General features: G+C 58.3%; 8 protein-coding genes. 4 read left to right on the top strand and 4 right to left on the bottom strand.

What is annotated here, in order from left to right:
* Positions 1 to 23: 23 nt before the first annotated feature.
* A complete protein-coding gene (locus DNK50_RS18285) occupies positions 24 to 653 on the top strand; it encodes a DNA-3-methyladenine glycosylase I (RefSeq protein ID WP_112195613.1) in 630 nt (209 codons plus the stop codon).
* 81 nt (positions 654 to 734) lie between these two features.
* On the opposite strand, the gene DNK50_RS18280 is transcribed toward DNK50_RS18285, so the two are convergent.
* Positions 735 to 2,168, bottom strand: coding sequence for a PLP-dependent aminotransferase family protein (locus DNK50_RS18280; RefSeq protein ID WP_112195611.1), 1,434 nt, complete (start codon positions 2,166 to 2,168; stop codon positions 735 to 737).
* 238 nt (positions 2,169 to 2,406) lie between these two features.
* Here DNK50_RS18280 and DNK50_RS18275 point away from each other — a divergent pair, with 238 nt between their 5' ends.
* Both DNK50_RS18275 and DNK50_RS28830 read left to right on the top strand, forming a co-directional pair.
* Positions 2,407 to 5,763 (top strand): hypothetical protein, encoded by a 3,357-nt coding sequence (locus DNK50_RS18275; RefSeq protein WP_112195609.1) that lies wholly within the window; start codon positions 2,407 to 2,409, stop codon positions 5,761 to 5,763.
* Positions 5,764 to 5,830: 67 nt separating this feature from the next.
* Entirely contained in the window at positions 5,831 to 7,675 is a 1,845-nt protein-coding gene (locus DNK50_RS28830) for a hypothetical protein (RefSeq protein WP_162633385.1), read from the top strand.
* Positions 7,676 to 7,727: 52 nt separating this feature from the next.
* Here DNK50_RS28830 and DNK50_RS18265 read toward each other — a convergent pair whose 3' ends face one another.
* The 3 genes from DNK50_RS18265 to DNK50_RS18255 all read right to left on the bottom strand — a co-directional run bounded on the left by DNK50_RS18265 (position 7,728) and on the right by DNK50_RS18255 (position 10,669).
* Positions 7,728 to 8,495: an SDR family oxidoreductase gene (locus DNK50_RS18265; RefSeq protein WP_112195605.1), complete on the bottom strand. Its 768-nt coding sequence runs from the start codon at positions 8,493 to 8,495 to the stop codon at positions 7,728 to 7,730.
* Between the two features lie 23 nt (positions 8,496 to 8,518).
* Positions 8,519 to 9,586, bottom strand: coding sequence for a phosphotransferase family protein (locus DNK50_RS18260; protein WP_112195603.1), 1,068 nt, complete (start codon positions 9,584 to 9,586; stop codon positions 8,519 to 8,521).
* Positions 9,587 to 9,715: 129 nt separating this feature from the next.
* Complete coding sequence (locus DNK50_RS18255; protein ID WP_099585366.1) at positions 9,716 to 10,669, bottom strand: 2-hydroxyacid dehydrogenase; 954 nt, start codon at positions 10,667 to 10,669, stop codon at positions 9,716 to 9,718.
* A 223-nt stretch (positions 10,670 to 10,892) separates the two neighbouring features.
* Between DNK50_RS18255 and DNK50_RS18250 the strand changes: the two genes are divergently transcribed.
* On the top strand, positions 10,893 to 12,170 hold the full coding sequence (locus DNK50_RS18250) for a serine/threonine transporter (RefSeq protein ID WP_112195601.1): 1,278 nt from the start codon (positions 10,893 to 10,895) through the stop codon (positions 12,168 to 12,170).
* Positions 12,171 to 12,532: the final 362 nt, after the last annotated feature.

The following is a 12,532-nucleotide window of genomic DNA, read 5'->3' as shown; positions in this document are numbered from 1 at the left end:
CCGCTCGGCTTATGAGGTAAGGGATGGACACTCCAGGATTGACCACTGACGCAGCGGGCCACAGCCATTGCAGCTGGCGCACCTCGGCGCCGGAATACCCGCGTTACCACGACCATGAGTGGGGCGTGCCGGTGGCGGATGATGTCCAGCTGTACGAAAAGATTTGCCTGGAAGGCTTTCAGGCGGGAATGGCGTGGATCACCATTTTGCGCAAGCGCGACAGCTTCCGGCAGGCGTTCGACGGCTTTGATTTTCGTCGGGTGGCGCAGTATGGCGAGGCCGATATCGAACGCTTGATGCAGGACCCGGGCATTGTGCGTAATCGGGCGAAGATCGTGTCGACCATCAACAATGCGCGCCGGGCGTGTGAGCTGGTGGATGAAACCGGGTCGCTGGCGCGGTGGTTGTGGGCGTTTGAGCCCGGTCCTGAAGAGCGCCCCGCCGTGGTGGACCTGGCTTATTGGGCGGCTAATCCGACCTCATCGGCTTCGGTGCGACTGTCCAAGGCCTTGAAAAAACGCGGCTGGACGTTCGTGGGGCCCACTACGATGTATGCGCTGATGCAGGCGATGGGGATGGTCAATGATCACCTTGAAGGGTGCGTGTGCCGCCAGCAGATTGAAGACCTGCGACGCCAGTTCAAACGCCCCTGATAAATGTGGAAGTGATTCGAGACCTGTCCACCCTACGCCGCAGTGCTTTGCCGACCAATGACCAATGCGCCGGAAAAACCCCTAGCCAATCTGTTGGAGAATGTCGCGCACCTTGTCCAGTGCCGGGTCGATGTCCAGGGTTTCGATGGCCCCGAATCCAATAATCAACCCAGGTCGCACCGGTGCGTCGTGAAAGAACACGTCCAGCGGATACACACCCACGTCGACCTGACGCGCCAAGGTCATCAGCAACGCAATATTCACCGGCACCTTGCACAGCGCCGCCATATGAAACCCCGCCACGGTGGGTACGGCTTCGAACCACGGCGACAAGTCCCCGGCCAGGCGTTGCAGGATGCGCTCGCGGCGCCCGGCGTATACGGTGTGGCAGCGGCGGATATGCTTGAGCAAATAGCCCTCGCTGATGAACTTGGCCAGCGCCCACTGCGGCAATGTGGAGCTGTGCTGGTCGGTCAATTGCTTGGCCTTGACCACCGCGCCGTAAATCGCCGGCGGCAACACCAGATACCCCAGGCGCAGCTCGGGAAGCAGGGTTTTGGAGAAGGTGCCGACGTAAGTGACCACGCCACGGGTGTCCATGCTTTGCAGGGAGTCGGTAGGGCGGCCTTCGTAGCGAAACTCGCTGTCGTAGTCGTCTTCGATGATGATTGCGCCCAGCGCGAAAGCACGGGCCAAGAGGGCTTCCCGACGTGGCAGGCTCATGGGCATGCCCAGGGGGAACTGGTGGGAGGGCGTGACGTAGATCAGCCGTGTGCCATCGGGGATCTGATCCACCTGAATGCCTTGGTCATCCACCGGCACACTGGCGACGCTGGCGCCCATCGCCTGGAACAACTGGCGTGCGGGGCTGTAACCGGGATCTTCCATGGCGACGATGCTGCCCGGTTCCAGCACCACGCGGGCCAGCAGGTCCAGCGCCTGCTGCGCGCCGTTGGTGACGACAATATCATCGTCGCGGCAGTTGACGCCCCGGGAAAACGCGATATGCCCGGCAATCGCACTGCGCAGTGCCGACAAGCCTTCGGGTTGGCTGTAGAAACCGCTGTTCTGCGCGATACGGCGCAGGGCGTCCTGGGTGCAGCGTCGCCATTCATCCTGGGGGAACTGGTTGCGGCTGGTGGCGCCGCCGAGAAACTCGTAGCGCAGGGTGTTGTCGCGGGTGGGGTGGCGCATGGGTGAGGGCAGCGCTTGCCATTTCGCCAGGTTGGCGGCACAGGCCAGGTCGGTGGCGGTTTGCAGGCGATCCGCAGGCGGCGCCCACGCGTTGACGAAGGTGCCTCGGCCGATCCTGCCCACCAGCAGACCTTCGTAGGTCAGCGTGGCGTAGGTGTCGGAGACGGTCTTGCGCGAGACGCCCAACTGCTCGGCCAGCAGGCGGCTGGGTGGCAGTTGCGCACCTGCCGCGAGACGCCCGGCGGCAATGGCTTCGCGCAGTTGCTGATATAACTGGGCCGCCAAGTCCTTGCGGCCCTTGATGACGATGTGCAGTTCCATGTTTCATCCCAAGGCGTGAATCTGCGCCAAGATTACTCGCAGGGGGCGTGCACTCAAAACGGTCTCTGCGTAAACCGTCGCGTTGCCAGCAACCGCCGAATGCGTGATCAGCCCCGCGTTTGCGCTTTATGTATGCACCTCAGGTTCACCACGCAACCCTTCAGTATTGATCCAGTGCGCAAGCGGTTTTCGCATTGATCAGGCGATTTTTTATCGTCGATGACTGGAGTTCCATTCTATGGACGAGTTGCAACAAGAGGCTGCATCGGCCTCACAGCAACGTCAAAAGGCTTTGACGGATCTGGATAAAAAACTGGGACTGATGAGTATTGGCGAGATATCGGCCAGCCGGGTGGCCCTGGATAAAATGGGCGCGCGTGTGGCAGGAGCGCCGCTTTCCGAACGGCGGTTTACGGTCAGTGAAGCGGATCAGGGCTTGATTGACCAAGTGACATTTTCTGCTTCACATCTTGAGACGTATCTGGCGGCCTGTTGCGATGACACGGGTAACCAGGCCACTGCGACGTTGTTTGAACTGGCATCACTGCGTTCGCAAGTGGCGCCTGCCTTATTGAGTGACACGCATGCTTCAGCTACGCAGGTCACCAAGTTGGAGCGACTTTTGAAGTCGGTACAAAACGTCAATCTTAACGACATGAATGCCGCAGACTCTCTGCCGGCCTGGGCCGACAAAGTCAGAAGCGGCAGCGTTCAAACCCTGGGTTCCGGCCTTCAGCTCTACGGTTTCTACAGTGCAATACAAGGTATAGGCGAAGCGATCAGAACGGGCGACACCGCTACGCTATTGTTTGAGGCGGGTGCGTTGACTGCGGAAGGGTTGTCCGTGGGGCTTGAGCTGGCGTTGGAGCGTATCGGCAAAAAAATGATGGGTGCCGCCCATGCGGCCTACAGCGGTTTTGGCGCATCGCGCGCCGGTTTGTTGTTGCGGCGCGGTGCTGGGTTGATTGCTTCGATATTGACCGTGCCTTTTGATCTTGCCCAGGCGGGCATCGCTCTTTCAAATGCGCTGAAGTCAAAAGGCAAGGAAGCTCAGGACTTGTACGTCGAAGCTGGTTTGAGTCTCGCCAGCGCAACGCTGAGTATTGGGCTTGGGGTGGCTGCGTTGGCAGGGTTCAGTGCAGCCGGACCGGTGGGTGTGCTCGCCTCGGCGCTGCTGATCATCGGCGCGCGCGCCTACGCGGCGGGTCGAGTGGTGGACGAGATAGATGACTACATCGAGCTGAGCACCCACGAGCGTCTGCGCAGCGGCTGGTTTTCGTTTGCAGGTATTGAACTCGATGAAAGCGTACTTGATCGCTACAAGATCAGTCGCACGCACAGCGTCTATTCAGCAAGCCTGAAGACCCAGGCCAGGACATTGCTTGACGGCGAGCTGAAAGACAGTGTGCAGGCCGTTGTCAATGGCAAGTTCGAGGTGCGCCTGCAGACGGTGCAGCATTGGAAGTATCAATGGGATGATGAGGCGGGGGAGAGCCCCTACACGAAAGTTCGTGAGCCGGTCATTCAGGATGCGGATGACTACATCGACGCGGGTCAAGCGGGGGCCATTGATCAACTGCCCGATGCAACCTGGGGCACCAAGGGGCCTGAAAAAGGTGTGGTCTGGTTGCTCGGCGGGGGCAACGACTTTGTGGCGGGCATGCGTGACGGCCCGAACCACTTCCACTATGACGAGGGCAAAAAGCACCTGGTTGGCGGTAGCCAGAACGATGAATTCATGTTCAGCGTGCCGCCGGGCACCTTTGCTGCCGTAGAGACGCCTGTGCCCATCTCGAATCTGGTCGGTAACGCAGGCATCGACACCTTGAACTTTGCCGGCGTGGCAGGGCGGGCGGATGCTGTCGGGTTCAATGTGAACCTTGATGCGGGGACTGTGCATCTGGTCACCGACAATGCGCGCAACGGTGAACAGACTATGCGGTTGTGGGGCATCGAAAATGTTTCGACCCTGGCGGGTGCCTCCAGCGTTGTTACCGGTACCGGTGAAGCCAATCGTATCGTGTTGAAGGGGCGCCAAGATAACGCCGATGCTAAAGCAGGGGATGATCAGTTACTGATCAATGGCGTGGCTGCCAGGGTGAACGGTGGGCCAGGCGCCGACTACTACGAAATCTCTGAGAGTGCGAGGGATGTCGTTATTGAAGAGGATGGCCAGCAGCAGAGCCTCATTCTGCTTAACTGGGCATTCAACCGTATTCAGCGTTGGTGGATAGCGGGTAATGATCTGAAGGTGACGTCCACCAGGGGGCAGGACGGCGAATGGCCAGGCCCCAGCGTCACTATCGAGAACGTCTACGTGGCACGCGGCGGCAAGCGTTGTCTGGTCAATAAACTGTTCAGCTTTCTGACGCAGGACGGCTATCGAATCGTGCCGTTGCTGCTTGAGGAATTGGAGGCGGCAGGGGAGCCGCCGGTGAGCATGGAGGTCGTCGTACCCTCCGGCCCAACGGTATTCCCCGTTATTCTGGGGCCTGGTCAGTCGGTGACTCTGGCGCCAGGCAGTTGTAATTACTTTGTCGTCCGCGGTCATGCCATGACAACCGTTGAGGCGGGTGTCATTGATGAACGCTCCCGCTGCTGCCTGTATGTGGACTATGACAGTAGTGAACTCGCCGGGGTATATACGAGCTATGACGTGTCGTCGCGACGATGCGGTAATTTTGAATATTTGTATTATGAAAATGCGCTGATCACATTTAAATTCGGCGACGGTCGAATCCTTAGCCTTAACGACTATGCAGCGCAACGGGTCGCCACCTGGACAAGTGTCGGCGGGGCATTGCAGGCATCGGCATTCAAGTTGCGCGCTGAGTTTATAGTAGTTATGCGCAACGGCGTGTCTTATCGGCTGTTGCCGCCCACACAGTCTTATATCCGTGATCATGCCAGCCCAGGTTATACGGTAGACGATGGTATGCGCTCGCTGGTGTTGAGGTACGGCCATTATCCATTCTTCAGGCCGCGACGGGCCAAAAACATAAACTTGACTGCCAGACCACAACGGGTGGAATTATGTGAGGCACCACACACGTCAAGTTATCTGTTGTCAGGACGAGGTGGGGTGTATGAGGTTTATCTAACGTCTTGGGCGAATATCGAACTGTCAACGCCAGGCGCTTTGCGTAAAACGTCTGATGCGTCGACATGGGACGTTTACTGTACCGGGCTGGTCGAGAGCGTTGATATCGACAGTATTGTTGTCAGCGGCGGCCACCTGAAAATCGGCAGTGTCTCGGTACAGGTGCCCGTGTATGACGATCCGGATGTGCCGCTGGAAAATATAAGAATTCACTCAAGGGAAGGGGCGCGTTATGACATCAGGTTGGATATCAAAAAAGCCTACCTGTCACAGGTGACCGCCACGCTTGGCAGCTCGGTTGCCGGGCTGCTTAAGTTATTACGTCAGAGCCGACAAAGAAGCACTGTGTTTGTACCTCTCATTCCGATAGTGGGTATCAACATGGCCGATGGGACGCTGGGAGGTATTTATTATGATGTTGCGGCTGATGACTGGAAGTTGAAGGCCGACGGCATGCAGCCTGTTTCGGCCGATCAACTCGTTATTTCAATTTAAGTTGACGTGCTCACGTTAATTTAATGCGGCTCTTTCAGTCGGTCATTACATAGTCTAAGGATATTCTATGAAGCAATTTACTTCCCCCCCGTTACAGTCGGCTCCAGGGCGCGCGACCAACCGCCCCAGCGGTGCCGCTCCCGACGCCCGGGTTTCTTCGCCTGTCTTTGACTTCGCCGCCGGGTCCAGACCGCCTGTCGCCATACCCTTTCAAGGCGATCTTTCTCCTGACGTATCTGGCGCGACTTATCGGCGCATTATTGATTTGCCGTCATCCTCCGACGCCACTTCAGGCGCTGTGTTCGTTCCCCCTGGCGACCCCATACCGGCACCTGATCCCGTCACCGGGCTGCGGGAATTTGAAGAGCGTACTTACTTAAACCTTGAACCCGGCCCCAACCTGAACGAGATAACAACGATTGTTGTCGAGCGCGATCCCAGCACCGGCGAATGGCGAGAACGGCCGCTCAGTTCGCGCCAGGTACGCGGCCCGGCACTTCACCGGATGCAAGCGTCGAACACTTGGCGCGCCGGTACTTCAATTGACTCATCCTCTTCTTCCCCAAGCATAAGCGCCAGTTCATCCTCTTCCTCATTGAGTCACAGTACTTCATCGGCCTCGCTGGCCGCTGCAGCGAACACTATTAGTTTATCGAACGTCGCACGTATTGACCCAGTCTGGAATATTGATCTTTATACATTGCCGGTAAATGTCCCGCTTACGAACGTGCCTGTATTTCAGAGAAAAAAACCCTTCATGATCGGGGCCGAACTATATTTTATGGATGTCAACTATGGGAACTTGTCAGGCAATGTTCCTCTTGCAGTTTCCGATCTGTTTGCAGTGGCTAAGATAGGTGTACTGAAAAAGGTTGGATGGATCGGGGAGGAGGGTATTTATACAATCAATAATGTGCAGTATTTATCGATGAACTCCGGGTTTTGCAAAGTCTTGTTCGACAGCGCGCAGTTGCATTTTAAAATGGTCGGGCCAGGCACTCAAAGCGTACCGGATATCTTCATTGAAATGGGCGGCGCCCCCGACTCGTGGGTGCCGGTACTCGCCATCGATAAAATACCGAATCTTCTTCAGTCATCCCGAGCGATCTGCGGGTATCCGGGGCGAACGGTAGCGTTCGATTGGGTTAATAGCAGTATTGACCAGCGGGCATACAGTTATGTACGCAGTTATTTACGGCAAATAATAGGGTTTTGTGAACCGAACATCCGCCGTGCACCGGTAGCGGAAAAAGGCGCGTTGATAGACGCTTATATATGGCGGCAGGGTTACCCTTATGACTGTCTGGCGTCAATTCACAGTGCGCTGCCGCCGGGAATGCCGAAATTTGACGCGCTTCAAGGTTTGGCAACAATCAAATGCTCAAAAAACGGTAACTTCAACATGCAGCGCATCGTCGGGCAAATGCAACTGTACTATCCTGAGAGAGAGCGATCGCAGTCCGAAAATGTGCTGCTGGAAGAGTGGAAAGCAGTACGTAATGCCCGCGACGACAAGGGCAAGGGTAAATTGAATGAAAAGATGTATGCGGCCCGATTGACCGAGGATGGGTATACGTTGCTGCGCGGCGGAACCTACGGGGAAGGGCAGAATGGCTTCGATTGCGTGTTTGAAGGGCCGACTGGAAGTATCTATCTTCTGGAAGCCAAGCATGTCAGCTCTAACCCTGCCGGCAAGCTTGGCAACGTCAGTCTCGGATCGACAGTACACTCACGGCAAATGACCAACACGTGGGTGCACAACGTATTGAATTCATCCGATCCCAATTTGCCTGCAGCACGACGTGTTTCCGAGGCCTTGAGTAATGGGCAATTATTCAAGTTACTAGGCGTCACTACTCCCGAAGGCAAACTGTACATTTTCAAGATAGACATGAGCCCGGTCGATTTCTAAGCGTATCGGGCGGTATCGGGAGCGAGCACGTTCGCTCCCTTGTTTACTGGCGTCAGGACAGGAAACCACCGTCCACGTTCAGCGACACGCCGGTGGTATAGCTGGACGCATCACTGGCCAAAAACAGCACCGCACCGGCCATCTCGCCTGGGTCGGCCACGCGCTTGAGCGGGATCTGCGCCAGGGCCATTTTCAGAATCGCGTCGTTCTTCACCAGTGCCGAGGCGAACTTGGTGTCGGTCAGGCCGGGCAGCAGGGCATTGCAGCGGATGCCGAACTCGGCGCATTCCTTGGCGAACACTTTGGTCATGTTGATCACGGCGGCCTTGGTCACCGAGTAGATGCCCTGGAATACACCCGGCGAGATGCCGTTGATCGAAGCCACGTTGATGATGCTGCCGCCGCCGTTTTCGCGCATCAGCTTGCCGGCTTCCACCGACATGAAGAAGTAGCCGCGAATGTTCACGTCAACGGTCTTCTGGAATGCACCCAGGTCAGTGTCCAGCACGTTGCAGAACTGCGGGTTGGTGGCGGCATTGTTGACCAGGATATCCAGGCGACCGAACTGCTCGCGAATGCCGGCGAACACCTGGGTGATCTGCTCCATTTCACCGATGTGGCAGGCAACCGCCGTGGCCTTGCCGCCGTCTGCGATGATCGCGTCGGCCACGTGCTGGCAGCCTTCAAGCTTGCGGCTGGAGACGATTACATGGGCACCTTGCTGGGCCAGCAACCTGGCGATGGCCTCACCGATGCCACGGCTGGCGCCGGAGACAAACGCGATCTTGCCGTCGAGGTCGAACAGATGAGTCTTGGACATGGGGGTTCCTTGTTTTTGTGCGATCAGAGGGCTGATTTAGCGATGACGCTCAGGCTCATCTGCTCCAGCAGCTTGTTCATGTGAATGAACTGCGCAAAGCGTTTGTCCTGGGTCTGGCCATGGAAGAAGCGGTAGTAGATCTGCTGCACGATGCCGGCCAGGCGGAACAGGCCGTAGGTGTAGTAGAAGTCGAAATTGTCGATCTGGATGCCTGAGCGTTCGGCGTAGTAATCCACGAACTCGCGGCGGGTCAGCATGCCGAGCGCATTGCTCGGCTGGCGGCGCATCAGTTGCACCGGGGCCGGGTCCGCCGCTTCGATCCAATAGGCGAGGGTGTTGCCCAGGTCCATCAACGGATCGCCGAGGGTGGTCAGTTCCCAGTCCAGCACGCCGATGATCTGCATCGGGTTGTGTGGGTCCAGGATCACATTATCGAAGCGGTAGTCGTTGTGCACGATGCTGGATGTGGTGTGGTCGGCTGGCATCTTGTCATTGAGCCAGGCGCGTACCGCCTCCCATTTTGGCGCGTCGGGGGTCAGGGCTTTTTCGTAGCGGTCGCTCCAGCCACGGATCTGGCGCGCCACATAACCTTCAGGTTTGCCCAGGTCGGCCAGGCCGCAGGCGTTGTAGTCCACTTGATGCAGCTCGACGAACTTGTCGATGAAGCTCTTGCACAAGGCTTCGGTCCTGGTCGCGTCCAGGCCCAGTTCGGGTGGCAGGTCGGAGCGCAGGATGATGCCGTTGACGCGCTCCATCACGTAGAACTCGGCGCCGATCACCGATTCATCGGTGCAATGCACGTAGGCCTTGGGGCAATAAGGGAAGCCGTCTTTGAGCTGGTTGAGAATGCGGTATTCGCGGCCCATGTCGTGGGCGGACTTGGCCTTGTGACCAAACGGCGGGCGGCGCAGGACGAACTCCTGGTCGGGGTATTCCAGCAGGTAAGTCAGGTTCGACGCGCCGCCGGGAAATTGGCTGATCGTGGGCGTGCCGCTCAGGCCAGGGATATGGGCCTTGAGGTAGGGATCGATCAGGCTGGCATCAAGTTCTTCGCCTGGGCGAATCTGGGTCGATTGGTCATTCAGCGCCATGCTTATCCCTTCTGCTTATTCTAAAGGCCTTGGACTATTTCCTAATCTAATGCGCACAACCGCCCAGCGACAAGGTCGGGGCGGCTTAATAGGTTAGCGTGTTGGCGGGCGATCAGCGTGCCTGATCGGTCATTTTACGGGCGCGGGCAAGGCTACGGGGGTGAGCACCGCTCGGCCGGCGAAGTACTCCACCAGATTGTCGGCCACCCGTTGCACGGTGTCGTGGGCGGCTTCCGGCGACAGGCCCGCCACATGGGAGGTGAGCACGGCATTGCTCAGGTGCTTGAGAGCGTCGGGGACATTGGGTTCGTCGTCGAACACATCCAGCGCGGCACCACCAATGCGACGTTGTTCAAGGGCAGTGATCAGGTCGGCGGTGACGATCACGCTGCCACGGCCGATATTCACCAGGTAGCCATTGGGCCCCAAAGCATCCAGGGCGAGACGATCGATCAGGTGACGGGTGCTCGGGCCTCCAGGCGTGGCCAGGATCAGGAAATCCGAGGTGCGCGCCAGTTCCACGGCCGTGGCGCAGTAGGTGTAGTCCACATCGTCACGGGGCTGGCGGTTGTGATAGCTCACCTCCATGCCAAATCCGAGGGCGGCGCGCCTGGCGATCTCCAGGCCCACGGCGCCCAGCCCGAGAATGCCCAACTGCTTGCCGCCGAGGGAAGGGCGCATCACTTTGGGCCATTCCCCACGTCGCACGGCGGCATCGGTCTGCGGGATGCCGCGCACCAGGGACAGCAACAGCGCCATGGCGTGGTCCGCCACCGACGGAGCGTTCACCCCGGCGCCGTTGGTGACCACGATCCCGCGGTTGCTGGCCGCCTGCAGGTCCACATGTTCATAGCCGGCGCCGATCACGCAGATAATTTCCAGCAACGGCAGGGCAGCGATTTCCTCGGCATACAAACCCAGCGGGCCACGGGTCAGCACGGCCTGGATCTGGCCGCCGTGAACCTTGATGGCCTGGGCGCGCTCGGCGGGCGTCGGCGCCAGGATCACATGAAAGTCGTTGCTTTCGATAATGGGCAGGTAGTCGTTGATGGTTTCAACCAGGACCAGGACAGTGGTGGTCATCGGACGGCTCTTCCTTGGGGAGGCGGTATGGAAGAGAGAGTATGCGACATTTTATAGGGGGTTGATGCAAGGACTGCCGCAGCGGCACGGGACTACCATTCCTCAGCTAAGTCTTTGCTTATTCACAAGAATCCCGGACAATCCGGCCCCTTCTATGGTCGGGGCGCTGCCTGTCAGGTTTTTCTGACTCGTCCCGGCCGTGTAAATGCGGAGATCCGACCGGATGAATGATCAGGCCAATAGCGTCGACGAACGCTATGCAACGACACCTGCAACCCTCACAAGCTGGAGCCGCCAGGACACCACCTGGATGCTCGGCCTGTTCGGCACGGCCATCGGCGCCGGTACTTTGTTTCTGCCCATCAACGCCGGCCTGGGTGGCTTCTGGCCGCTGCTGATCCTGGCGGTGCTGGCGTTTCCGATGACGTTCTTTGCCCACCGTGGCCTGACCCGTTTCGTACTCTCCGGGCGTGAAGGTTCGGACATCACTGACGTGGTGGAAGAACATTTCGGTATCAAGGCGGGTGCACTGATCACCTTGCTGTACTTCTTCGCCATCTTTCCGATCCTGTTGATCTACAGCGTGGCGCTGACCAACACGGTCAGCAGCTTCATGGAACACCAACTGCACCTCCTGCCGCCGCCACGGGCGATCCTGTCGTTTGTGTTGATCCTTGGCCTGCTGGCCGTGGTGCGTTGCGGTGAGCAGGTGATCGTCAAGGCCATGAGCCTGATGGTGTACCCGTTTATCGTCGCCTTGCTGTTCCTCGCGGTGTACCTGATCCCACACTGGAACGGCGGCATCCTCAGCACCGCCAGTGTGGTCCCGGCGCCGTCTGCGTTGCTCAATACCCTGTGGCTGGCGATTCCGGTGATGGTGTTCTCCTTCAACCATTCGCCGATCATCTCGGCCTTCGCGGTTGACCAGAAACGCCAGTATGGCGCCCATGCCGATGAGCGCAGCTCGCAGATCCTGTCCCGCGCGCACCTGTTGATGGTGGTAATGGTGCTGTTCTTCGTCTTCAGCTGCGTGCTGACCCTGTCGCCGGCGCAACTGGCTGAGGCGAAGGCGCAGAACCTGTCGATCCTGTCGTACCTGGCCAACCACTTCAACAACCCGACCATCGCGTTTGCCGCGCCATTGATCGCATTCGTGGCGATTGCCAAGTCGTTCCTGGGCCACTACATCGGTGCCAGTGAAGGCCTCAAGGGCTTGGTGCTCAAGAGTGGTCGTCGTCCGGCGGACAAGACTCTGGACCGCATGACTGCTGCCTTTATGCTGGTGGTGTGCTGGATCGTTGCCACGCTGAACCCAAGCATCCTCGGCATGATCGAAACCCTCGGCGGGCCGATCATTGCGTCGATCCTGTTCCTGATGCCGATGTACGCCATCCGCAAGGTGCCGGCCATGGCCAAGTACCGTGGGCAGGCGTCCAACGTATTCGTGACGGCGGTTGGCCTGGTGGCGATTACGGCGTTGGTGTATTCGTTTATTGTTTGAGGTCTGACGCTGCTTTCAAGGGCAGCACAGGTCTAAATTTGGGAGGGGGCTTGCCCCCGATAGCGGTGTATCAGCCCCCCCATGAGTTGGCTGACCCACTGCCATCGGGGGCAAGCCCCCTCCCACATTTGCCTTTCAGTGTTATGAAGATCGTATTCCAGGCATAAAAAAACGCCTTAGGTTTGGCCTGGTGGCGATTACGGCGTTGGTGTATTCGTTTATTGCTTGAGGTCTGACGCTGCTTTCAAGGGCAGCACAGGTCTAAATGTGGGAAGGGGCTTGCCCCCGATAGCGGTGTATCAGCCACCCATGAATTGGCTGACCCACTGCCATCGGGGGCAAGCCCCCTCCCACATTTGCTT

It is taken from the genome of Pseudomonas sp. LG1E9, from assembly GCF_003290225.1.
In the GTDB taxonomy this organism is placed as follows: Bacteria; Pseudomonadota; Gammaproteobacteria; order Pseudomonadales; family Pseudomonadaceae; genus Aquipseudomonas; species Aquipseudomonas cyclaminis.
The sequence above is the reverse complement of the archived record's forward strand: the minus strand, read 5'-3'. Positions and strand labels throughout refer to the sequence as shown.